We start from the raw sequence: 23873 nt of genomic DNA on the forward strand, positions 1-23873 counted from the left end.
CAAGGAAGGAACTCTTGCCCCCTTTTTAAGGGGGTTGGGGGATCGAGATCTTAGCATCCGCAAATTTGAAATGTATGAAAACAAAGCCCCCTTGTGAAGGGGGTTGGGGGATCGCCAAGCTCTAGGCATCATGCATATTTGAAACTTCAAATTAACAATTGAATGACATGTATCTAGATCGTTATACTCTCGGAACTTATACTCCTGGCGCTCCTTTGTGGAAACAACTCCTGTGGTATTTTCTTGGAGAGCCTTTATTTCGTACTCATTGGCTACCTATCTCTAAGTTAAAAGTCTCGATACTACGTAGTTTTGGTGCTACAGTTGGTCGCTCTGTGTGTATTAAACCTGGAGTACGGGTAAAGTTTCCTTGGCGGCTATCTATAGGTGACTGCGTGTGGATTGGGGAAAATACTTGGCTCGACAACGTTGCGCCGATCGCAATTGAAAGCCATGTCTGTATTTCTCAAGGTGTTTATCTCTGTACTGGCAATCACGACTGGAGCGCTCCTGATTTCAAGCTGATTCCAGCGCCGATTCACATCGAGCAGAGTAGCTGGATTGCGGCGCGGGCGACAATTGGTCCTGGTGTCACTGTCGGCAAAGGAGCGGTGTTGAGTCTAGGAAGCGTAGCGGGGCGATCGCTTCAGCCTATGACAATCTACGTCGGTAATCCCGCACAACCAATCAAACAACGAGCGATCGGCGATCGGTAAATCTATCAGCTCATAGCAATTCTCGACTGCGTGCGTAACATGTGTAGGGGCGCACAGCTGTGCGCCCCTACAAGATTACTATAGAATTCATATTTAAGTTTTGAAATCTACGTAGGGTGCATTAGCTTGTGGCGTAATGCACTACTCTAAGTCTGTGGTGTGTTACTAGAAAATCTTGGGTTATTTGCGGCAGATTTAGAATTAGTGCAGACACTTGAATTTCAGTATTTCCACTGAAAAGAACTAGGAAGATTATTAAACTCCAATTGAATTCTCAGTAAAACCACACTTGGACATGAAGCTTGGTCAAAGTTAGATTTTTTCAAGTTTGATCGCGTAAAGCTACCTTAAATCATCTCACGAAATCGCCTTTTAATCTAATAGAGAGAGTTTTAAAGTTATTAGACATTTCTTTGTGTAGCTTTGCCTTTCACTTAAATTGAGTGCTTTTCCTTTGCACTCCTCACTGTTTAAACAAAATAATTGCATTGGCAGAGGTAGGCAGAGCTTCAGATGCTAGATAAATACGTACAGCAAGAGCAAATTGAAAAACTCAAAATATTTTTGCCTGCTCAGAGCAAAAGTAAAGAACTCGCACCTTCTTTCAACTTAAATATTATTACGCAATTTTATCCACCAGACTATGCTGCTACAGGGCAACTCATTGAAGAACTAGCAGTGAATTTAGGACGATTAGGGATTCAAGTAAGAGTTTTTACCGGACAGCCAGGATATGCATTTAAAAAACATGCAGCTCCTATTATAGAACGTTCTGAAAAAATCCTGATTCGGCGATCGCGGACTTCTCGAATGTGGAACGCACGGATTCGAGGCAAAGCCATTAATGGTTGCTTGTTCTTTTTCCGAGCTATCTTACACTTATTAAATAAAAAGAACCGTGGAGATCTCCTACTTCTAACCACTGCCCCAGCCTTTTTACCAATCGTCGGCTACATAGCCAAACTCTTATTTGGTATCCCTTACGTTTGTTTAATGTACGATTTATATCCTGATGTTGCAGTTGAGTTAGATGTTCTTTCTAAAAAGAATTGGCTAGTAAGAGTGTGGAGGTTGCTCAATAAAAAAGTTTGGCAAAACTCGGAAAAAATTATTGTTCTCAGCTCAACCATGCGGGAGAAGATTTTATCTCACTCTCCTGAAATGAGTGAGAAAATCGCAGTTATTCATAATTGGGCTAATCCCAACTGGATTGTACCGATAGAAAAAGAAAATAATTGGTTTGCGCAAAAGTACGAATTGGTCAATACTTTCACCGTGCAGTACTCTGGCAACATGGGTCGCTGTCACGAACTAGATACAATTCTAGAAGCAGCTAGACAATTGCAAGACGAACCAATTCAGTTTGTTTTCATTGGCGGAGGAGCAAAATTCCAATCTAGTCTTGAATGTGTCAAAAAACTCGGTTTAAATAACTGTCGCTTCTTACCCTATCAAGATAAACAAGACTTACCATATTCGCTAACAGCTTGCGATTTATCTTTGGTCAGTATTAGTCCCAAAATGGAAGGAATTGTCGCCCCGAGCAAGCTCTATGGCATTCTAGCAGCTGGTCGTCCCGTCGCTGCCATTTGTGAAACCCATTCCTATTTACGACATCTCTTAAGAGAAAGCGGTTGCGGTGCTGCTTTTAATTCAGGTGATGCCAGTGGTTTAGTTCAGTTTATTCGCCGCCTAAAAAGCGATCGCGAACTTGTTAACCAAATGGGAATGGCAGGTCGGCAATATCTCCAATTCAATTTCACGCCAGAAATTATTGCCAAGCAGTACTCAAATGTATTACAACAAGCAGTTCTAACAGCAAAGAAACGAATTGTTCGTTCTAGAAATAATAGCGTGGAAGCCGTGACAGAAGAAAGCTAAAGCTCACCAGCAGGGCTATTCCTGTTTTTTCCTTCATCAACTGCCTAATAACGACATGAATATGGAAGAGCAATATCGAACTCAGCATTTAGCAACAGAAAGAAATGGGAAGTACTCACAGATGTCATTGCCATCCTATGTTGCACACTACTCAGAGTTACCTCAAGCAGAAGAATGGAGTTTGTCTCAGCTCCTGGCAGTTGTACGTCGTCGAGCGCCGATTATCGCTAGTGTAGCGATCGCTTGCTGCGTTACTACCTGGGTATGGACATTAACTCAACCAGCCAAGTATGAAGGAAAATTATCGGTATTGGTAGAGCCAGTCAAGGCTGAAAATAAATTATCGGGATTATCAAACGTTCCAGTTGTGAATGCTAGCCCAAAAGGGCAAGAATCTTTGGATTACAATACACAGATTATTGTTTTACGTAGCCCTGAAATTCTGGTTCCTATCGCTAAAAACATTTCTGTTCGGTATCCAGATATTAATTACGATTCTTTATTAGAGAAATTGAAGATTTCTCGCTATCAAGAAACAAAAATTTTAGAAGTTAGCTATCGAGATTCCGATCCACAGAAAATTCAATTTGTTTTAGAGCAGCTAGCCAAAGGATATTTAAAATATAGTTTGCAGGAGCAACAAACAAATCTACGTCAGGGAATTCAGTTTGTTAATACTCAGTTACCTCAATTGCAAGCACGAGTCAACAGCTTACAATTGCAATTACAAAGATTTAGAGAACAGTACAGCTTATTTTCTCCAGAAGAAAAAACGGGACAGCTATTTGAAAAATACAGCACTTTAGAATTTCAGAAATTAGAAATTCAAAAAGACTTAGCGGAAGCTCAGAAACTCTACAATGCCTTGCAAAGTCAATCTGGCACTAAGTTAGCGCTAGAACTAGAAGCAAAAGCTCGTCATGGGATGGGAACTTCGCAGCCACAATCGACAGTTGATCACTCTCAAAACTCGCTTGCGATCGCAGCTAGAGACGAATCTTCTTCGCCCAATCGGGCAATATCACCGCAAGCCCAGCAAGATGCTCCTCAATACCAGAGTTTACTCGCTCAGTTACAGAATATAGATACTGAAATTGCCAAAAATGCAACTATTTATCGAGTAGATAGCCCGTACATTCAGTCACTGAAACAGAAACGGGAAAGTCTGCTGCCACTATTACAGAAAGAGGGCTTGCAGGCACTAGAAAATCAACGCGAGTCAGCATTAAGCCAACTTTCCATACTCCAAGTTAGAGCAGCGAAGAATACCCAAGCACTCGATCGCTTAAATCGAGAAATCGACGGAATGCCAAATTTGGCACGTCGTTACACTGACTTACAGCGAGAGTTAGTTATTGCTACTGAAAGTTTGAATCGTTTTCTAGAAAGACGAGAATCGCTACAAATCGAAAATGCTCAAAAAGAGACTCCTTGGCAACTTATTTCACCACCTCAGCTACCTTCTATCCCGATCTTTCCTAACATTCCACGATTCCTCATCTTAGGTACGGTAGCTAGTATCTTAGCTGGAATTGGAGCAGCGCTACTCGTAGAAAGGCTCGATAATGTCGTTCATTCACCTGATGAGTTGAAAGAAGCGACAAAGCTACCAATATTAGGCATAATTCCTTTCCAGAAAAACCTAGCTAAGAATCTAGCAGGTGAAGAAACGAATCAGAGGCAGGAGAACAGTAGGTCGCGTTCCAACAGAAATGCTTATGGCTACCACTATTTCCCTTTCATAGAATCTTTCCGATCGCTGTATACTAACATCGGCTTTTTAGGTTCCGATACACCGATCCACTCTCTCGTCATCAGTTCTTCCGTCCATGCTGACGGTAAATCTACTATCTCAACTCACTTAGCCCAAGCAGCAGCAGCAATGGGACGTAGGGTGTTACTAGTCGATGCAGATCTACGCCTACCGCAGATTCATCACATTCTACAATTATCCAATGACACTGGATTGAGTAATGCAATTACAACTAACGTACCAGTTGCCGATTTAATTCAGCGATCGCCTGCCTGGGAGAACTTGTTTGTTTTAACCGCAGGGCAAATTCCTCCCGATCCTACCAAACTGTTATCCTCTCACAAGATGCGCAACATCATGGAGCAGTTGCGGCAGCAGTATGACTTAGTAATTTACGACACTCCACCACTATTAGGTTTAGCAGATGCGAGTTTGCTGGCTCCTCTAACCGCAGGAATTGCGATCGTCACGCGGATGGATAAAACTGACCGTGCGATGCTCATGCAGACCCTCGACCAATTAAAACTATCTCGCACTCAAGTTTTAGGTGCAATTTGTAACGGGGTGAAAGATTATAAAGTCACATCTTCTTACTATCACTACTACTATCAACCTCGGACTCGGGTAGCAGAATAGTTTCATTTTGGATGCACCGTTTTTAGATTTTGGCTTGTGGAGTGTGCTACAGAATTGAATTTGCTCGACTATGTTACCGCACTCCACTATTACTACCATGATGAGGAGCTAGAGCAATTAGATCTTCCACGTTATGCAGGATAGTGTTGCAAATAATATCGAGTGGTAGATCGCAAGCATTGTGTCCGAAAGGTTCTTCAATTTCGGAGCCGATTTGTTCAATACTTAATAAGACGAAGCTAACAAAAGTAATAATGCTACTGGTAAACCAATTTACTTCTTTTACAATTTCTAGAGGAATAACAAGGCAATAAACTAAAACCAAGTTTTTCAAAATCAATGGATAAATTAAAGGCAGGGGTGTTTTTAAGATACGTTCGCAACCTCCTAAAATATCTACTAGCTGGTCTAATAATTTTTGCAATGATGTTAACTGATAAATATTCAAGCGTTCGCAATCGTGTTGCTCTTGCAAATAATCTCCAATCCAGAAAGCAATTTGTAGGGGCGGATGGTTTGTATATTTCAATCGAAAAAACTGAGTTTCTGCTACTAAAACGCCAAGCTCATCAGTGACGTGTTCGCCTCTCAAATGTAACTTCATTGCTACGGCAAAAGCCACAATTAATCTTAGAGTGTACTCTTTCTGTACGCGGTCTTGGGTTGACTTCTCTTTGACTCCAATCCACAGATCGCGAGTTAAGTTGCGCACTGTATTTACTAAACTTCCCCATAGCTTGCGCCCTTCCCAAAACTTTTCATGGGCTGTATTAGTACGAAAGACTAATAGTAAAGGTAAGCCAATATTGAAAATTAAAACTGCCCGCGTAATTGCATCGCTCTCTTCTGGTATTGATACAGGAATCCCAAAACTATAAAGTACAGATATCAAAAAGCCATAGCTACCTAAAACAAGTACCCAAGGCAAGACACCAGGAAAAACGGCTTGAGTTAAGCGAAACACAATTTGAAACCGATTTAAGGTTTCTCCAGTATATAATCGATACTTTTCCGCAAATTTGCTGTTAGCTTTTTTAGGTTTATCGCGGCGATCGGGCGGCTTTTGCTTAAACTTGGATAGCAAAGTTTGAGTTTGAGAGTAAACTATTATATTACAATCTTTCAGCAAAAAACCTTTCTCGGTTTTTGCACCCATTTGTCCGATAATTTTCGCCACCCACTGATGATAATTTTCCTGAGCTTGTTCTAGCTTTTTATAGACATGGGGCTTTAATGTGAGGGTAACTATTTGACCATCTAGATCGATTTCAAACTGCTTCCAGCCATTAGCAATAGTTCTCACATTATCTGGTAGGCGATCGATCTTGACAGTTAGTTCTAGCTTACCTGGTGTGGACATAGCTTTTCCGGTAGGGTAGATGGGTTGATAATTTTGGTCATGAGTAATGGGTGGTTAACGGTAAACGCTACGCTACACTCCGTGAAGACAGTTGACAGTTGACAGTTGACAGTTGACAGTTGACAGTTGACAGTTGACTGATAACTGATAACTAGAATGCAACCGTAGCATCATGTTCTTTGTCTTCTGTTGCTGGTTGTTGTGCTGTTGTTGGAATGTTGCCATCGAGGCGCATGACAATTTGCGCAATTTGAGCTAGTTTTTCCTGTAATTGTGCCTGTTCCAAAGCAAAACCTACATCGATCGCGACTTGAGTACAGAAGTCGATTTCAGTTTGCTGCCATTCCCTGAAACCAAAGCATTGATGGGCGACTAACAAGCCGAATAGCTCATCTTGCATCAGGATAGGTGCTATGAGGCTACTCTTAACGGCAAAGCGTTCTAAATTATGAATGCAGCGATCGCTGAGTCCAGCAGTGTAAATGTTGTTCATAGCACGAGCGTAACCAATTTGCTCGTATGCAGTACGATTGTTCCGCCACAAAGGATCGTCAAGACGATGATTTAAAGCTTGAGGTAAGCCAGGGGTAACTGATTCAGCTATAACTGTGCTACCGCGATCGCAGCGATAAACTATCACGCGCTCGGTTTGTAGGGCAGATTTGAGTTCGTCTGTCACAGTTGTTAAAATCTCGGACTGTACGCGCGATCGTCGCAGCTGTAACGCTATTTGTTGCCGCATCTGTACTTGCTTGGCTGCTGCGGCTCGATACTCTAGCAGTGCTACCCGATCTAGTGCCAAGCCAATTTGAATGGCAATCTGCTCGAATAAATCGCTCTCTATTGGTTGCCAAGTACGGGGTGCATGACACTGATGGGCAATTAGCGAACCTACGAGTTTGCCGTTACTCACAATTGGCGCAACTAATTGAGCTTTGATGGCAAACTGTTCTAAGGCATCAATTCGATCCATCGCCAGTCCAGCAGTGTAAATGTTGGCGATCGCGCGTACTCCCCGATTGTCTCTCTGTTGAATCTCACTTTCGCACCTATAAAAGCGATCGATAGGGTGATTTAGGGTTTGAGGCAAACCAGGAGCAACTGATTCTGCTACAACAATGCCGCTACCATCTGTCACAAAACGATAAACTAATACCCTGTCTGCCTGAAATACCTGTCTCACTGTAGTGGTGACAGCATCAAACAGATCGGAGGATGAGTGCGCTTGCTGCACTATCTGAGTCATTTGTTTTAATCTCTGGGCATACTCCACAGCAGATTGCTGCTCTTGTTTTGAGATATTGTGTTGCAGGATCGAGCTGACTAAAGTAGCAAGTTGTTTAAACAACTCGATCTCTTCTATCTGCCAGTGACGAGGTGCATCGCAGTGATGGGCAATTAGCAAACCTAGCAGTCCATTGTCGCTTGTAATTGGTACGACTAAACTTGCTTTAACTGCAAATTGTTCCAAGGTTTTGATGTGACAATCAGTCAAATCCGCAGCATAGATATTAGCGATCGCCCGCATCCGTCCGTCACTATATTGTTGTGCGTAATATTCTCGGAAACAAGGATCGTCAATCTGGCAACCGATAGCGGTGGGAAATTGAGCAGTCACCGATTCTGCTACTATCGTGCCACTCCAAGTACGATCGAAACGATAGACGAGTACTCGATCGGTTTGGATTGCTTGTCTAATTTCTAGCAGTAGATTGTCTAAACAATCTTCGCGATTGAGCGATTGAATCGCGATCGCTAAAATTCTGTTGAGAATTTCTCGATCTCGCAAGTCAGTTTGCTTGCGAGTTTGGCTCACTCCGCAACTATTTGAAATCTCAATATCAATAGATGATTTTCTAAAGTTACGATAGATATTACGATAGGTAAGACTGTACTTATCCGTGGCAGTTTTGGGAGCGAACTCGAAGGAATTTGCCTCCATTTCATCAACCTCAAGAATTTCTCTATTACTAGAAAATACAAAACTTAACGTTCTCGTCAACAGTAGTTAGATAAAGCGCTAGGTTCAATCTGTCTACTACTACTAGCTACTATCTATACCATTCTAAATTTCACCGCTTTTGAGGGAATGTCTGAGTTTAGGTGTTATTTCTGCTAAATTTTGCAGTTTTTAGTAGGTTGACGAGTAGATAAATATTACTACAAAGCTTAGCTTGGTATAGCTTTTGTTGGCATAGCCTTTCAATCGAGCCAGGATTGAGTTAATTATTTAGTATATTCAGCGTGACAAAGTTGCGATCGCATAGAACAATATAGTTAAATAACTAACTTCGTTGAACTAAAATAATTTCAGTATTTTCCGTAAAATTTTGTGTATAAAAAGTGTTTTTATTAGCTCGAATTATCGAAATATTTATACAACTGATAAAAAGACTAAACTCCGAGCGAGAGCTGCTAAGTTTATCTGTAAAAAATTTTACTGGTATTAAGTATTAAAAAACACTCATCTTTTGCAGTCACTGGATCGGTCGTCAATGAGTTGTCAGAAATTAAAGTTATCTATCCCAACCCCTAATATCTCTCGCGATCGGCGATAACTGATAACTGACAACTGATAACTGTCATACAATTGACCGTTAGCTATCTTTATGTTAGGAATAGCTACTTGTGCTAATGCACCCGAATCCCTGCTCGATCCTGACTCCTGCTGTGAAACGAAAATTTTGTTTGCTGCCAACTTCAGCATTATTATGGTTGCTAACTACAGCACCGTGGCTGACGTTCACTGCTGCTAATGCTCAACTTCAACCGCCTGTAACCCCACCTGTTGCGCCATCATCCGTACCGCAAAATGCCCCTAGCCTCCCCACTACACCAAATGGGCTACTTGCAGCAGGCGATCGCATCTCCTTAAACGGTCGCATTCTATCCGCAGCTTGGCGACAGTGGGAAGCGCAGCCAGCCACAAACAGAATTCAAACGACAATTAGCGATCTAGGATTGATGCAACTGGGGGTAGATTTACTGAATACTCAGGATGTGAATCGACAACCGATTCGGTGGTTCACGACTCCTGATACTCCACCACTCGTCTCAAGCATCTGGCACAGTGGCGCGTATCGTTATTTAGATCTATCTCAATTAGCAGCAAAAGTAGGTTGGCAACTGCAAAGCGAAGGTGACATTCTGCGAATTACTACGCCAGCCGCAAAGATTACAGCGCTGCGCCAGGGTAAACAAACTTGGGGCGATCGCTTGGTAGTAGATTTGGATCGCCCTACGCCTTGGCAACTAACGCAACAGCGTCCAGCCACTAAACCAAAAGTACCGCTTGCCGAACTCCCGGACGATCCAAAACAGCAATTACCATCTCAGGCAGTCTCCACTGTCTCACCTCCATATCAACAATGGAAAATTGCAATTGACGCTACTACAAACCCTGAATTAGCCCAGCACTTAAATGCCAATCTAGCGATCCAATTGCCAAAACAGAGTCAGATTTCACCGACTCCCCTAGTTAAATTAGGCACGAGTGCGAATCTCACGACGATCGATCTCAGCTTACCTGTGGGCATCTTTCCCCGCGTCAGTACCCTCAGCCAACCTAACCGCATCATTATCGATTTGCGCCCCGATCCGATGGTGGAACGCGATATTCTGTGGGCTAGAGGCTTGCGTTGGCAACAAAAGTATATTAATTTAGGTCGCGATCGCTTTCCCGTAACATGGTTAGAGGTCAATCCCCGCACTAGGGGACTTGCCCTCAGACCAATTTGGAGTGCAGCAAATTCTCTGGTTGGGACTGCCCCGATTTTGACCACCGCTCAACGTTACACAGCTGCTGCTGCTATTAACGCCGGATTTTTCAACCGCAACAACAAATTACCCTTGGGGGCAATTCGTCGGGAGGGGCGCTGGCTGTCTAGTCCAATTCTCAACCGAGGTGCGATCGCTTGGAATGATGCCGGACAGTTTAAAATCGGTCGCTTGCAACGCCAAGAAACAGCGATCGCTTCTACGGGGCAAAGTTTACCAATCGTCAATCTTAATAGCGGCTATATTCAAGCAGGAATTTCCCGTTATACCTCTGATTGGGGAACTACCTATACGCCCTTGACGAATAACGAAGCGATCGCGATCGTCCAAAATAATCAAGTTACTGCTAATCTTTCAGGCGGTTTAGCCGGAAAAACAGCCTTTCCCATCCCACTCAACGGTTACTTACTCGCATTCAGGACTGGTAGTACTGCTAACCTACTGCCTATTAGCACGCTGGTACGCTTGACGGATGGCACTGTTCCGACCGAGTTTGCCCAATACCCTCATGCAATCGGCGCTGGACCATTATTAGTTCAAAACCGCCAAATCGTTCTCAACGCCAAAGCGGAAGGATTCAGCGATGCCTTCAGCCGTCAAACCGCCGTGCGTAGCGCTATTGGTGTCTCGGCAACAGGTAACTTGCTCATTGCTACAGTTCACAACCGAGTTGGTGGGACTGGTTCTACTTTATGGGAAACTGCCAAGCTCTTGCAGCAATTGGGTAGTATTGATGCTCTCAATCTCGACGGAGGTAGTTCCACCAGCCTTTACTTAGGGGGACAACTCGTCAATCGCTCTCCTGTCACCGCAGCTCGCGTTCACAACGGGTTGGGAATTTTTCTAGAAAGTGAGTAGTGAGTGGTGAGAATGAGTCGCTAGCGGCTAGTGACTGGTGACTAGAATTACTTCCTTGTCCCCCTTGTCTCCTTTATCCTCCGACTCCCGACTCCGACTCCCGCAGTTAGCAAAAAGTTGCTAGATGAAGATTATTTAAAGCTTAACGACTAGTAAGTAAAGAATTGATGTAGCCCATACCAATCGGCAAGTTTACTGATGACACTCCTCGGAAGAAGTCTGCTATCTTGGGCTAAGGCTATACTCGACATATTATTGCTATTGCTGTGGTTATTAGTGTCACTGTCGTTTGCTTTGCTTCCTTTTATTTTTAAGAGTGGATAACAGTTATCAGGAGAAAAGTTCATGGTTCAAACTCAAGAAACTTCCCAGGCTCACGCACCTACTCTACCGATTCCTGCCGCAGTTGCCCCTAAAAGCATTGCCGCTACGGAATTACGCCCTTGGGGTTCTTTTACGGTATTAGAAGAAGGGCGCGGATACAAAATTAAGCGAATTGAAGTTAAACCAGGGCATCGCCTCAGCCTGCAAATGCATCACCACCGTAGCGAACACTGGATTGTTGTTTCTGGTACTGCCAAGGTTTTGTGTGGCGATCGCGAAATTATGCTTTGTAACAACCAATCTACCTACGTACCTCAGTGTACCTCCCATCGTTTAGAAAATCCCGGCGCAATCCCCCTGATACTCATTGAAGTACAAAACGGAGAATACTTGGGCGAAGACGATATCGTCCGATTTCAAGATGACTATTCTAGGGGCTAGGGGTTAAGGATAGGGATTAAGGTTTAGTATTATACTCTTCATATCATCCTATTCCTGTACGGGCGGGTTCACCCGAAATACCTGTTAGTAGCTAAGTCTTTCAGTAAACCTGCCCCTACGACTCCCTGCTCCCTAGTTCAATGATTCAAATTAGTCCCTCTGCTGCTAAAGAAATTCAACGACTTCGATCTAAACAGAGCAACACCGACGCTTTCTTTCGTTTGCGCGTGCAAGCTGGGGGTTGCTCTGGTTTGTTTTATGATTTGAGATTTGACGAGGCAACAGAGCAGGGCGATTGCATTCTAGACTGCAACGGTATTGTTGTAGCGATCGATGCCGACAGCTTAAACTACATTCAAAATTTAAAACTCGATTATTCCGAAGACTTAATGGGTGGGGGATTTCGCTTCTCTAATTCTCAAGCGATCGCGACTTGTGGTTGTGGCAACTCTTTTAATGTAGGAGTGAGGAGTGAGGAGTGAGGGGAGAAGAGAGCTGAGGGAGCGATCGGGAGCTGAGGGAGCGATCGGGAGCTGAGGGAGCAACTCAAAATTCACGCATTCACGCATTCACGCATTCAAAATTTCCCTACACCCGACACTTCCCACACCTCCCACACCACGCGCCACTCCCTGACAACTGATAACCGATAACTGCTCGGCGCGTTTGACATAAATTTACTAAAATCGGTATAATCATAGATCGTTAAATTTAAGCAGCTAAAACTACGCGCTGTAAATCATGCCAACCATACAGCAGCTCATCCGTAACGAACGTCAAGTAGCGAAAAAGAAAACAAAATCCCCTGCTCTGAAACAATGTCCGCAACGTCGGGGCGTTTGTACAAGAGTATATACGACCACACCAAAAAAACCCAATTCAGCTCTACGAAAAGTTGCTAGGGTTCGCCTAACTTCTGGCTTTGAGGTTACGGCATATATTCCTGGTATCGGACATAACCTGCAAGAGCACTCCGTCGTCATGATTCGTGGTGGTAGGGTAAAAGATCTACCAGGCGTGCGGTATCACATCATTCGCGGTACTTTGGACACCGCTGGAGTAAAAGACCGCAAACAAGGACGCTCGAAGTACGGAACTAAGAGACCAAAGCAGTAAGGTAATTCTGCTGCTGACATCATTGCGGTTATAGGATTTTTTACTTTTTTTGAGGTGAGATGCCTAAAATCGGAATGAAAGTCAGCGCTAGCAGGCAAAATAACGGCATATCTAACTAGTAAACTTTACCTGTCGTCATAATAGCTAAAGCTTCGGCTCAGCAAAAGTGCGATCGCGGCAACGCAATAAACGGAGTTAGATTTTTCAACTGCCTTGTGCTAGTTACCTCAAAGCCACCATGCCATGAAAACTTAGTTCTGTTGTTGCCAACCCCAATCAAACTAAACGTAAAGAATAACTTATGTCCCGTCGTGCTGTAGCGCAAAAGCGCCCCATCCCTTCCGATTCCGTATACAACAGTCGCCTGATTAGTATGATGATGCGCCGCGTCATGCGCAGTGGCAAGAAATCGCTGGCAGCAAGAATCATTTATGATGCGATGAAAACAATCGAAGAGCGTACTGGCAACGATCCGCTGGAAACTTTCGAGAAAGCCGTGCGGAATGCTACACCTTTAGTAGAAGTCAAAGCTCGTCGGGTGGGAGGAGCAACCTACCAAGTACCGATGGAAGTCAGACCAGAACGGGGAACGGCACTAGCATTACGCTGGTTGATCCAATTTTCTAGACAGCGTTCCGGTCGTTCTATGTCTATGAAGTTGGCGAACGAATTGATGGATGCTGCTAATGAGACGGGTAGTTCGATCCGCAAACGGGAAGAGACTCACCGGATGGCTGATGCCAACAAAGCCTTTGCTCACTACCGCTACTAAAAAGTTGCTCGGAAAAAGTGATAAGACTAGGCAATATCCCCCTATTTTGGTGGCGGCTTTCCCTAAAAGTATAGAATCTTAACAGAGAGTAATATAGAGATACCTGCGGCAAAAACTACTCAAGGAGGTAGCTGTGGCACGTACCGTTCCGCTGGAAAAAATCCGCAATATTGGAATTGCGGCTCACATTGATGCGGGCAAGACAACAACGACAGAACGAATTCTGTTCTATTCTGGAATGATCCATAAGATCGGTGAAGTCCACGAAGGGACAGCGGTAACTGACTGGATGGCTCAAGAGCGGGAGCGCGGCATTACAATTACTGCTGCTGCGATCACCACCAACTGGAGAGACCATCAAATTAATATCATCGACACTCCTGGTCACGTAGACTTCACGATTGAAGTGGAACGCTCCATGCGGGTATTAGATGGCGTAATCACAGTCTTATGCTCCGTAGGTGGCGTACAGCCTCAAACAGAGACAGTTTGGCGACAAGCAGATCGGTATAAGGTGCCACGCATCATCTTTGTCAATAAGATGGATCGGACTGGAGCAGATTTTTACCGAGTATACAATCAGGTGCGCGATCGCCTCCGCACCAATGCAGTACCGATTCAGCTACCCATTGGTAGTGAAACCGACTTTAAAGGTCTGATCGATCTAGTCAAGATGTGCGCTTACATCTACGGCAACGATCAAGGTACGGATATTCAAGAAGTAGAGATCCCTGCCGATCTGCAAGAGCTAGCACAAGAGTATCGCACGAAGCTAGTTGAAGCAGTAGCAGAAACAGATGAAGCCTTGCTAGAGAAATATCTAGAAGGTGAAGAACTGACTGAAGCTGAAATCCGTAAAGGGCTGCGACAAGGCACAATTGCGGGAACGATCGTTCCCGTGTTATGCGGTTCTGCCTTCAAAAATAAAGGCGTGCAGCGCTTGCTAGACGGTGTTGTAGATTACCTACCAGCACCTACAGAAGTTCCGCCAATTCAAGGAACAACAGTCAACGGCGAGACAGTCGAGCGTTTCGCAGACGACAACGCACCGCTGTCAGCACTTGCATTCAAGATCATGGCTGACCCATACGGTCGCCTCACCTTCGTGCGCGTCTATTCTGGCGTGTTGAAAAAAGGTAGTTATGTCCTTAACGCTACTAAAAACAAGAAAGAGCGAATTTCTCGCTTAGTAGTATTGCGAGCAGACGACCGAATTGACGTTGAAGAATTGCGTGCAGGTGACTTAGGTGCGGCATTGGGACTAAAAGATACCTTGACAGGCGATACACTTTGTGACGACAGTGCGCCAGTCATTTTGGAATCTCTATTTATCCCAGAGCCAGTAATCTCGGTAGCAGTAGAGCCAAAGACCAAGCAGGACATGGACAAATTGTCCAAAGCGCTGCAATCCCTTTCTGAAGAAGATCCTACTTTCAGGGTTAGTGTCGATCCCGAAACGAACCAAACCGTAATTGCTGGGATGGGCGAACTCCACCTAGAAATTCTGGTAGACCGAATGCTCCGCGAATTTAAAGTGGAAGCAAACGTCGGAGCGCCACAAGTAGCTTATCGCGAGACCATTCGCAAGCACGTCACGAAAATAGAAGGGAAATTCATTCGTCAGAGTGGTGGTAAAGGTCAGTATGGTCACGTTGTCGTCGATCTAGAACCAGGCGAACCAGGCAGTGGGTTTGAATTTGTCTCCAAGATCGTCGGTGGTTCTGTACCCAAAGAGTACATCGGACCTGTAGAACAGGGGATGAAGGAAACTTGCGAATCTGGCGTACTAGCTGGGTATCCGCTGATTGATGTCAAAGCGACATTGACCGATGGCTCTTACCACGAAGTAGACTCGTCGGAAATGGCTTTCAAAATTGCTGGGTCAATGGCAATGAAAGCAGCAGTAGCAAAAGCATCGCCAGTGCTACTAGAGCCAATGATGAAAGTCGAAGTTGAAGTCCCTGAAAACTTCTTAGGGGATGTGATGGGCGACCTTAACTCTCGTCGCGGTCAAATCGAAGGGATGGGATCGGATCAAGGCTTATCCAAAGTGACTGCTAAGGTTCCGCTGGCAGAAATGTTTGGTTATGCTACAGATATCCGCTCGAAAACCCAAGGTCGGGGTATCTTCTCAATGGAGTTTAGCCATTATGAAGAAGTACCTCGCAACGTAGCTGAAGCAATTATTGCTAAGAGCAAAGGGACATAGATGGAGTTGTTAGCTGTTAGCTATTAGCTTTAGTTAATCTCTAATTGCTAATTGCTAATCGCTAATCGCTAATCGCTAATCGCTTTTAATAAAAAAGGAACCGAGAACTCATGGCACGCGCAAAGTTTGAGAGAACTAAACCTCACGTCAACATTGGTACAATTGGTCACGTCGATCACGGCAAAACCACGTTGACGGCAGCTATCACCATGACCCTAGCAGCTTTGGGTCAGGCGAAAGCTAGAAAATACGACGATATTGATGCAGCTCCAGAAGAAAAAGCACGGGGTATCACCATCAATACCGCTCACGTAGAGTACGAAACCGAAAACCGCCACTACGCTCACGTAGACTGCCCGGGACATGCTGACTACGTGAAGAACATGATCACGGGTGCGGCGCAAATGGACGGCGCGATCCTGGTAGTATCTGCGGCAGACGGTCCTATGCCCCAGACTCGCGAACACATTCTGTTAGCAAAACAGGTAGGAGTTCCCAACATCGTCGTTTTCCTGAATAAGGTAGACATGGTAGACGATGAAGAATTGTTGGAACTCGTAGAACTAGAAGTACGCGAACTGTTGAGTTCATACGATTTCCCTGGCGATGATATTCCCATCGTCAAAGGTAGCGGGTTGCAAGCACTGGAAACAATGATCAAAACTCCTACAACTGCGCGGGGTAACAATGAGTGGGTTGATAAAATCTACGAATTGATGGATGCAGTCGATAGCTACATTCCTACTCCAGAACGGGATATTGATAAGCCTTTCTTGATGGCAGTAGAAGACGTATTTTCGATCTCCGGTCGCGGTACTGTTGCAACTGGTAGAATCGAGCGCGGAAAAGTCAAGGTTGGTGAAACCGTCGAATTGGTTGGAATCAAAGGCACTCGTAGCACCACCGTTACTGGTGTAGAAATGTTCCAGAAGACCTTGGATGAAGGTATGGCTGGTGACAACGTAGGCGTGCTGCTACGGGGTTTGAAAAAGGATGAAATCGAGCGCGGCATGGTCATTGCCAAGCCTGGTAGCATTACCCCTCACACTCAATTTGAGTCTGAGGTATACGTGCTGACAGATAAAGAAGGTGGTCGGAAGACACCTTTCTTCGCTGGCTACCGTCCACAGTTCTACGTGCGGACGACAGACGTAACTGGTACAATTGCGGCATTCACTGCTGACGATGGTAGTGCTGCTGAAATGGTGATGCCAGGCGATCGCGTCAAAATGACTGTAGAATTGATCAACCCGATCGCGATCGAGCAGGGAATGCGCTTTGCAATTCGCGAAGGCGGTCGTACTATTGGTGCTGGTGTTGTTTCTAAAATTGTGAAGTAGAACGACCAGCTATTAACTTAGAGCAGAAAAGCTAAGCCTAATGGGGTATAATGCTTTTCTGCTCTTTTAACTGAATTGTAATAGTTGACGGTTGACAGTTAGCTGTTAACTGTCAGCCGTCAACACGAGTATTCCAAAGCTCAAACAAGATTACTCAATAAACCGAACCAAGAAAACTAAAAATGGCTACCCTTCAGCAGCAAAAAATCCGCATCCGCTTACAAGCTTTTGACCGCCGCTTACTCGATACCTCGTGCGAGAAGATTGTTGATACGGCAAACCGGACAAACGCTACAGCTATCGGTCCAATTCCTCTACCTACAAAGCGCCGCGTTTATTGCGTGCTGCGATCGCCCCACGTTGATAAGGATTCTAGAGAGCATTTTGAAACTCGCACTCACCGCCGAATTATTGACATTTACCAACCTTCTTCTAAAACAATTGACGCTTTAATGAAACTCGACTTACCTGCGGGTGTAGATATTGAAGTCAAGCTTTAACACGCTCGCTTAAGTTGTAAAATGCTCGTTGAGTTGCTGACAGTTGACAGTTAAACGTCAACCGTCAACAGTCAGCCGTCAACTGTTAACTAATTGTAAACAAATCCGTTAAAGTAAAAACAGGATGCGCAGTTACCGTTTTTACGAATAGACAATGACATCTTCTTCTCAAATAGCGGTGCGAGAACTCCCACTGTTTCCATTGCCAGAGGTAGTGCTTTTTCCCAATCGCCCCCTACCTCTACACATTTTTGAGTTCCGCTACCGAATTATGATGAATACAATTCTAGAAAGCGATCGCCGCTTTGGGGTACTATTGTGGGACCCCGTGCAAGGTCAACCTGCTAGAGTTGGATGCTGCGCTGAAATTATTCAGTATCAGCGTTTACCCGACGACCGGATGAGAGTAGCTACTCTCGGACAGCAGCGGTTTCGGGTTTTGGAATACGTGCGAGAAAAACCTTACAAAGTTGGTTTGGTGGAATGGATTGAAGACAATCCACCGCAAAAAGACCTTAGACCAATGGCACGAGAAGTAGAGCAACTGCTGCGAGATGTAGTCAGGCTATCTGCTAAATTGACAGAACAGGAGATAGATTTACCAGAAAATATTCCCGATTTACCTACAGAATTATCCTACTGGGTAGCCAGCAATCTTTACGGTGTTGCGGCAGAACAGCAAACACTATTGGAAATGCAAGATACGGCGGCGCGGCTAGAGCGGGAAGCTGATATTCTTAAGTCTACGCGCAATCATTTAGCAGCAAGAACGGTGTTGAAAGATACTTTTGAAGCTTGAGAAGATCCCCCCAACCCCCCTTCAAAAGGGGGGCTTTCAGATCCTCCTAACCTCAATTTCAAAAGGGGGGCTTTCAGATCCCCCCAACCCCAATTTAAAAAGGGGGGCTTTTAGATCCCCCCAACCCCCCTTAACAAGGGGGGCTTTTTTAGAGCCATTCTTGGGTTGCTTTTGTTTCAGCTTGGATTAAATTCGCTTTTAATTTGTCCCAGTCAAGTTGACTGGAATTGGACATATTTTGGCTCAAAAGTCCTGCTTGTAGGAATAACACTCGCGTACAAAATTGTTTAGCCAATTCGAGTTGATGATTGACCATTAATATTGTTGTTTGACTGCTATTTGCTAGTTGGATTAATACTTCGATTAAATGAGATGCTTTACCTGCATCCAAAGCAGAAGTTGGTTCGTCGAGTAAAAGAATTTTAGGTTGGGTAACTAAAGCACGGGCGATCGCAACGAGTTGTTTTTGTCCGACTGAAAGTTGTAGTTCTGTCTTTTCTAGCCAGTCTTCAGGGATATTTAGCCGTTCCATCCAGTAGGCAATTTGCTGCTGAATTTGCGATCGCGGCATTTTGCGTAAAATCAAAGGATATTGCAAAGCTTCTCTGACTGTCATTCCCAATAGTTTTGATTCTTGCATCACCAGCGTCACTTGCTGGCGCAGTTGAATTGTAGGAATTTGACGATATTCCTTGTTTTCTAAATAAACCAATCCGGCTGTAGGTTCGTTAAGACGGTTGATGACTCGCAATAAAGATGTTTTTCCTGCCCCAGAAGCACCGATAATTGCAATGCGATCGCCTGAGAACGCTTCAAAGGAGATATCCTGCAATAAGTACTGAGAACCTATTGTTGCAGCTAGGCTGACTCCTTCTAGTCTTAATTGTGCTGTTCCCTCACTCCTCACTCCTCGCTCCTTACTCCTAGTTAAATGCGATCGCAGTGGTAACTGTCCAGGCATCAACTAATAATAACAGCAGAGTAAATACCAACAAAATTAAGTACATCCAAGGCTGTGATAGGGGAATTACACTTGTGGTGTCAATTCCAGTTTTTGCTTGCACTTCCCGCACCAATTTGGCAAATCCAGCCACCCGCATCGGTAATAAATAAGCTTTTCCTTCTTGGCTGAGGAAATAGTATACGAGTCCGCCTTGTCCGGTAGTACGGGGTTTTAACTCTTTTACCTCCGACCAAGATAAAGACCAACCGCGCCGAAACCATTGAGGAACCCATAGGGGATATGTTACCTGAATTCCTTGGTCATCTAGTATGACTCGTTCGCTGAGAGCGGCGTATAGGGCAATGAAACCAATGCCAATCCCGATCCACAACCAGATTGGAGGAACTGGTGCGGCTGTCACCTTTGCTAAAAATGGTAATGGTATTGTCAAAGCTACGTATAGACTCAGCAGTGTTATCCGAATTAAAGGTGAGAGACGGAAAATAAAAGTTGAGTTATTGGCTAATGCGGTCACGGTTCTACTACAAGTAGTTTTTGCTCTTATTTATTATGAGTGAATTTCAGATGTCGTGCGATCGCACGGGGATCGAGCGATTAGTAATATACTGAGCGAATACGAAAACGGTTCTCTCAGTAAAGGTAGAATTATCGAATTTCAAATTAAGGTTTAAATTTAAACTAACAGCGTTGCAAAAGAGTTAAAAACAACACGATGCGATCGATTGTCTGTCGCAAAACCGATCCAGGTTGGTCGGATTGATTGACAATAATACTAAAAACTAAAGGCTCGTAATTGGGAGGATTGATATATCCAGACAAGGCAACAACACCACTCATCGTCCCTGTTTTTGCTAAGACAATTCCTTGTGCAGTTGTACCTTGAAAGCGACTTTTCAAAGTACCACTTACACCAGCGACGGGCAAAGAGGTACGATATACAGAGGCAAGGGGTGAATTTGCCATCGCTCTAAGAGTTTGGGCGATCGCAACTGGACTAGCTAAATTTTGCCGCGATAATCCCGATCCATCTGCCAGCACGTAACCCGTAGGATCGACACCCAAGGTAGTCAAAGTCTCTTTGACATTCTGCAAGCCAATTTCAGCCGTCGATCGTGTCGTAGGCGTTAGCTGTACCCTCACTCCCAGTATTCTCAGTAAAGCTTCAGCATAGAGATTGTTACTCTGTTGATTTGTCTCCACTAATAACTCTGATAGCGGTGGCGAGGCGACAAATGCGATCTCCCGCCATCCGAGGAAAGACTGTCGATCTTGTTGTTGCACTAACTCGTCACCAGGTGATAACGTAATTCCTGCTTGGGCAAGACTGCGCTGAAAGTGACGTAAAAAATGCGCTTTTGGATCGACAACCGCTAAATTTATTGATTCAGATGGTGCATCAATTCCCATCTTTCCGGTGACTTTGAGTATTGCTGCGCCTGAGTCGCGGCTGACGTTAAGCGAAGATTTAGCTGCGGGAACGGCGATCGCTTCATTTTCAATCTGCCATTGCATACCCTCCCTCAAGTCAGACCAATTGAGGCGTAGGGGTTGACCGACTTGTTGTGGTATTGCAGTTAACTTGACAGTATTTTGATTCAGAATCAAACTATTGACGGGTGCGCCATAGTCTGCATGTATATCTTCCCATTGCCAGCTGGGGTTAACGATCGCACCTTGAAAATAATTATCTTCTGCCACTAACTGACTGATGCGGTGAATTTGCTGCTGTTTTAGCTGTTTTGCTAATGCTTGCAACTGGATGTCGGTTAAGCTAGGGTCGCCGCGACCGATAACTCGTAAACCACCGGCGATCGTGGGATAAACAGAAGTGCGAATTTGAAATTGCGAACCCAGTCTTTGCAAAGCGGCAGCGGTTGTGAATAGTTTGACGTTAGATGCTGGAATGAAATAGTTGTGAGCGTCCCGACTGTAGATCGGATCGCCGCGATTCACGGTTTGGACTAGAATCCCCCAACGGGCGCGATTGAGTTGGGGGCGATCGATCGCGGTGGCGATCGCTGTTTCTAATTGAGCCGGACAAATGGCAGTTGTTGCGTTACGTAAAGGCTGCTGGACAATTTTGAAGGATGCATTTAAAGATGCATGTGGTAAAGATGTGTGTGGAATCTTATTAGCTATGGCTGGTAGCATCAAGTAGATCTGAGCGTTGGCAATTGTTAGCAGTAGGCTAACTGGTTTGACAATATCCCTAAGAGCAGATTTCATCATGTTTTTGCTGATACATATTGTACGATTTACTTAATCTCCGACCCGTATAATTACTGCCGACTGCGTGTAGACGATGAAATGCGTACAGACGACTAAAACTATATGACTAAAGTACAAATTGCTAAACCATCGCCTGACAAAAAGACTCTTAGCATACCAAATATGGCTCAAAGCAGCGATCGCGAGAGTAAAACGTACTTTTTATTGGCGATCGCCTTGGTTATTGGGATTTGTAGCGCCATTATCGGCGGATTATTATTTGACCAGTATTTAAAATTATTCTCCACCACTCAAATTGACAAAGGCAGCGATCGCGACTTAATGTCCGTACCACCTGCAACAAAAGTTCCAGCAACCAACTTAGTCCAAACAGCTTTTGGTAATCAAGTCCAAGTCACGATTATTGCCGTCAAAAGAATCCCTGGCAAGCCAGATGAAGTTAACGTGGAAATGCAGATTGAAAAACTTACAGATACGCCACTTATAGAAGGTACGATTAGCATTGGTTCGACTATGGCAAGCAATTCCGAAACCAGCGAATTCTATCGAGCCACTGATTTCATGCGGCGATCTTCAGGTAGAATTTCACTCAGTAAACTGCGTCAGGATAAACCCATCGATGCTTATGTCGTCCTCGACGTACCGCAGGGAGTCACGACAATCGATCTGTTTGTCGATCAAACTACGCCGTTTAAAAATGTGCCGATCGCGGCTGCAAATCAATTTACTAGAGTAGTTTCTCGCGCGGCAACTTCTAGCGAGACAGCAATGCAGGCGACTGGTAGCTTGATGATGCAACCAAACGGCTTGATTCGTAAAGCTTTGGATAATAAAGCGCAAGTCCAAGTCATTTCAGCACAACGCTTGAATAACCCCGAATTGGCAACTCGCAATGTTGTGAATGTCAAAATGCGGATTTGGCGACTGGGTACAAAACAGCCAAATTTTCAGGACGTAATTACCGTCAGCGCCACTACAGCCCGTAACCCCGAAACTAGCGAGACTTACAGAGCCTTTGACTTTCTAAATCGGGCAACTAATCCAGTGTTTTTATTTTATCTGCGTCCGCAAACTTACACGGATGCTTATGTTTGGTTGCAAGTACCAGAGGGAGTTAATACTCTCGATCTTTTTATCCCAGAGACGGGAACGTTTAGAAATGTACCGATTAGTCATAATTAGCGGGAGTCGGTAGGGGCGCACAGCAGTGCGCCCGTACTAGGGAGTCGTGAAGCATAAACCAGGTTTCTACTATATTTATTAGCTGAATCGCACGCCAACAGCTCTAATTGTGGGGCATAATGGGCGATCGCATTTTCATTCAGCACTAGCACAAAGATTGACAACGATAGACTATGAGTAATTTTTTATCTGGTATAGCTGTTATACTCTCAATTTTGGCGTTGGGTTTTAGTGGCTTCACTGCCTATCAAGTGTTTACGCTACAAGAAAAAATTGCTGCTATTAGCAATAACGCTAGCACTGGTACATCAGGAAATGCTCAACCAGAGACAATAGCACCAGTATCATCTGCTGCACCCGATCCCGCAGCAACACCCGCTGCTACAAATGGAATTCAACCAGGACAATTCGTCCAGTCTGCTATTGGCAATAAAGCGAAATTAGAGTTATTAGCTGTCAAGCGAATCGCAGATCCAGAGGCAAAAACTCGCGATGTAGTCAACGTACAAATGCGCCTTCGTCGCCTTGCATCTGAAGTCAACCCTAACGATGCAATTGATGTAGCGGGTACAAAAGCCCGCAATCCCGATACTAGTGAAACTTACGAACCAGTAGGCTATAAGCGATCGTCAGGTAGCATTAATTTGTATTTTGTGCGCAGAAATGCATCCTCAGACGCTTATGTCTGGTTGAGAATACCGGAAGGTGTGACGACAATAGATCTTTTTATTCCAGATACAGGTGCATTTAAAAACGTGCCAATTACAAGTTAAATCTACTTTTTTGAATCTGCTCAGTGGTGTAAGGAATGCCAGCTCTAGCTGCAATCATCTTGATTCTAAAGGTGTAGAATAAACGTTTTATTCAAAAAAACTCGATTTCTAGTATATTTTCCTGATATTTGCTTATTTTATCAGAAAACTTCAGTATTCTAACGGATGAGTATCTATTTACTCATTGTCTATTAATAGAACAGTCAATTGGTATGAGATATACGGCAACTGAATAAAAAGTCA

The 23873-nt window shown here is 44.4% G+C and carries 20 protein-coding genes; 14 read left to right on the forward strand and 6 right to left on the reverse strand.

Annotated features, from left to right (window positions below; all coding sequences use genetic code 11):
* Positions 1-167: 167 nt before the first annotated feature.
* The 3 genes from QH73_RS26830 to QH73_RS26840 all read left to right on the forward strand — a co-directional run bounded on the left by QH73_RS26830 (position 168) and on the right by QH73_RS26840 (position 4986).
* Complete coding sequence (locus tag QH73_RS26830) at positions 168-716, forward strand: WcaF family extracellular polysaccharide biosynthesis acetyltransferase (protein WP_039713682.1); 549 nt, start codon at positions 168-170, stop codon at positions 714-716.
* Between the two features lie 513 nt (positions 717-1229).
* On the forward strand, positions 1230-2597 hold the full coding sequence (locus tag QH73_RS26835; protein ID WP_039713681.1) for a glycosyltransferase family 4 protein: 1368 nt from the start codon (positions 1230-1232) through the stop codon (positions 2595-2597).
* Between the two features lie 121 nt (positions 2598-2718).
* Positions 2719-4986, forward strand: coding sequence for a GumC family protein (locus QH73_RS26840; protein WP_236147191.1), 2268 nt, complete (start codon positions 2719-2721; stop codon positions 4984-4986).
* Positions 4987-5059: 73 nt separating this feature from the next.
* On the opposite strand, the gene QH73_RS26845 is transcribed toward QH73_RS26840, so the two are convergent.
* Entirely contained in the window at positions 5060-6346 is a 1287-nt protein-coding gene (locus tag QH73_RS26845) for a bestrophin family protein (protein ID WP_132867278.1), read from the reverse strand.
* A 151-nt stretch (positions 6347-6497) separates the two neighbouring features.
* Positions 6498-8348, reverse strand: a complete 1851-nt coding sequence (locus QH73_RS26850) for a GAF domain-containing protein (RefSeq protein ID WP_236147192.1) — start codon at positions 8346-8348, stop codon at positions 6498-6500.
* 668 nt (positions 8349-9016) lie between these two features.
* On the opposite strand from QH73_RS26850, the gene QH73_RS29275 reads away from it, so the two are divergent.
* The 9 genes from QH73_RS29275 to QH73_RS26895 all read left to right on the forward strand — a co-directional run bounded on the left by QH73_RS29275 (position 9017) and on the right by QH73_RS26895 (position 18482).
* Entirely contained in the window at positions 9017-10981 is a 1965-nt protein-coding gene (locus tag QH73_RS29275) for a phosphodiester glycosidase family protein (protein WP_201278361.1), read from the forward strand.
* A gap of 345 nt (positions 10982-11326) precedes the next feature.
* A complete protein-coding gene (locus tag QH73_RS26860) occupies positions 11327-11746 on the forward strand; it encodes a phosphomannose isomerase type II C-terminal cupin domain (protein ID WP_039713678.1) in 420 nt (139 codons plus the stop codon).
* Positions 11747-11886: 140 nt separating this feature from the next.
* Positions 11887-12228: a HesB/IscA family protein gene (locus QH73_RS26865; protein WP_039713677.1), complete on the forward strand. Its 342-nt coding sequence runs from the start codon at positions 11887-11889 to the stop codon at positions 12226-12228.
* A gap of 259 nt (positions 12229-12487) precedes the next feature.
* Complete coding sequence (gene rpsL, locus QH73_RS26870; RefSeq protein WP_015156710.1) at positions 12488-12862, forward strand: 30S ribosomal protein S12; 375 nt, start codon at positions 12488-12490, stop codon at positions 12860-12862.
* Between the two features lie 301 nt (positions 12863-13163).
* Positions 13164-13634: a 30S ribosomal protein S7 gene (gene rpsG / locus QH73_RS26875; protein ID WP_015156709.1), complete on the forward strand. Its 471-nt coding sequence runs from the start codon at positions 13164-13166 to the stop codon at positions 13632-13634.
* Positions 13635-13767: 133 nt separating this feature from the next.
* Positions 13768-15843, forward strand: coding sequence for an elongation factor G (gene fusA, locus QH73_RS26880; protein ID WP_039713676.1), 2076 nt, complete (start codon positions 13768-13770; stop codon positions 15841-15843).
* A 110-nt stretch (positions 15844-15953) separates the two neighbouring features.
* On the forward strand, positions 15954-17183 hold the full coding sequence (gene tuf, locus QH73_RS26885) for an elongation factor Tu (RefSeq protein WP_039713675.1): 1230 nt from the start codon (positions 15954-15956) through the stop codon (positions 17181-17183).
* A 182-nt stretch (positions 17184-17365) separates the two neighbouring features.
* Positions 17366-17683, forward strand: coding sequence for a 30S ribosomal protein S10 (rpsJ, locus tag QH73_RS26890; protein WP_039713674.1), 318 nt, complete (start codon positions 17366-17368; stop codon positions 17681-17683).
* 154 nt (positions 17684-17837) lie between these two features.
* Complete coding sequence (locus tag QH73_RS26895; protein WP_039713673.1) at positions 17838-18482, forward strand: LON peptidase substrate-binding domain-containing protein; 645 nt, start codon at positions 17838-17840, stop codon at positions 18480-18482.
* A gap of 148 nt (positions 18483-18630) precedes the next feature.
* On the opposite strand, the gene QH73_RS26900 is transcribed toward QH73_RS26895, so the two are convergent.
* From QH73_RS26900 to dacB, 3 genes are all read right to left on the reverse strand, one after another.
* Entirely contained in the window at positions 18631-19389 is a 759-nt protein-coding gene (locus QH73_RS26900; RefSeq protein ID WP_039713672.1) for an ABC transporter ATP-binding protein, read from the reverse strand.
* A 16-nt stretch (positions 19390-19405) separates the two neighbouring features.
* On the reverse strand, positions 19406-19960 hold the full coding sequence (locus tag QH73_RS26905) for a hypothetical protein (RefSeq protein ID WP_039713671.1): 555 nt from the start codon (positions 19958-19960) through the stop codon (positions 19406-19408).
* Positions 19961-20124: 164 nt separating this feature from the next.
* A complete protein-coding gene (gene dacB / locus QH73_RS26910) occupies positions 20125-21675 on the reverse strand; it encodes a D-alanyl-D-alanine carboxypeptidase/D-alanyl-D-alanine endopeptidase (RefSeq protein ID WP_039713670.1) in 1551 nt (516 codons plus the stop codon).
* Between the two features lie 102 nt (positions 21676-21777).
* Between dacB and QH73_RS26915 the strand changes: the two genes are divergently transcribed.
* Positions 21778-22857 (forward strand): hypothetical protein, encoded by a 1080-nt coding sequence (locus tag QH73_RS26915; protein ID WP_132867279.1) that lies wholly within the window; start codon positions 21778-21780, stop codon positions 22855-22857.
* On the opposite strand, the gene QH73_RS26920 is transcribed toward QH73_RS26915, so the two are convergent.
* Positions 22854-23003, reverse strand: coding sequence for a hypothetical protein (locus QH73_RS26920; RefSeq protein WP_165587793.1), 150 nt, complete (start codon positions 23001-23003; stop codon positions 22854-22856). The genes QH73_RS26915 and QH73_RS26920 overlap by 4 nt on opposite strands.
* Positions 23004-23030: 27 nt before the next feature.
* On the opposite strand from QH73_RS26920, the gene QH73_RS26925 reads away from it, so the two are divergent.
* Entirely contained in the window at positions 23031-23630 is a 600-nt protein-coding gene (locus tag QH73_RS26925) for a hypothetical protein (RefSeq protein WP_039713669.1), read from the forward strand.
* Positions 23631-23873 lie beyond the last annotated feature (243 nt).

Origin of the sequence: Scytonema millei VB511283 (assembly GCF_000817735.3) — a bacterium.
GTDB classification, from domain to species: domain Bacteria; phylum Cyanobacteriota; class Cyanobacteriia; order Cyanobacteriales; family Chroococcidiopsidaceae; genus Chroococcidiopsis; species Chroococcidiopsis millei_B.

Coding starts and splice junctions, on each gene's coding strand:
- QH73_RS26835 (WP_039713681.1), top strand. CDS start 1,230: ATGCTAGATAAATACGTACAGCAAGAGCAAATTGAAAAACTCAAAATA.
- rpsG (WP_015156709.1), top strand. CDS start 13,164: ATGTCCCGTCGTGCTGTAGCGCAAAAGCGCCCCATCCCTTCCGATTCC.
- QH73_RS26830 (WP_039713682.1), top strand. CDS start 168: ATGTATCTAGATCGTTATACTCTCGGAACTTATACTCCTGGCGCTCCT.
- QH73_RS26860 (WP_039713678.1), top strand. CDS start 11,327: ATGGTTCAAACTCAAGAAACTTCCCAGGCTCACGCACCTACTCTACCG.
- QH73_RS26895 (WP_039713673.1), top strand. CDS start 17,838: ATGACATCTTCTTCTCAAATAGCGGTGCGAGAACTCCCACTGTTTCCA.
- rpsJ (WP_039713674.1), top strand. CDS start 17,366: ATGGCTACCCTTCAGCAGCAAAAAATCCGCATCCGCTTACAAGCTTTT.
- tuf (WP_039713675.1), top strand. CDS start 15,954: ATGGCACGCGCAAAGTTTGAGAGAACTAAACCTCACGTCAACATTGGT.
- QH73_RS26845 (WP_132867278.1), bottom strand. CDS start 6,346: ATGTCCACACCAGGTAAGCTAGAACTAACTGTCAAGATCGATCGCCTA.
- QH73_RS26865 (WP_039713677.1), top strand. CDS start 11,887: ATGATTCAAATTAGTCCCTCTGCTGCTAAAGAAATTCAACGACTTCGA.
- dacB (WP_039713670.1), bottom strand. CDS start 21,675: ATGATGAAATCTGCTCTTAGGGATATTGTCAAACCAGTTAGCCTACTG.
- QH73_RS26915 (WP_132867279.1), top strand. CDS start 21,778: ATGACTAAAGTACAAATTGCTAAACCATCGCCTGACAAAAAGACTCTT.
- rpsL (WP_015156710.1), top strand. CDS start 12,488: ATGCCAACCATACAGCAGCTCATCCGTAACGAACGTCAAGTAGCGAAA.
- QH73_RS26840 (WP_236147191.1), top strand. CDS start 2,719: ATGTCATTGCCATCCTATGTTGCACACTACTCAGAGTTACCTCAAGCA.
- QH73_RS26925 (WP_039713669.1), top strand. CDS start 23,031: ATGAGTAATTTTTTATCTGGTATAGCTGTTATACTCTCAATTTTGGCG.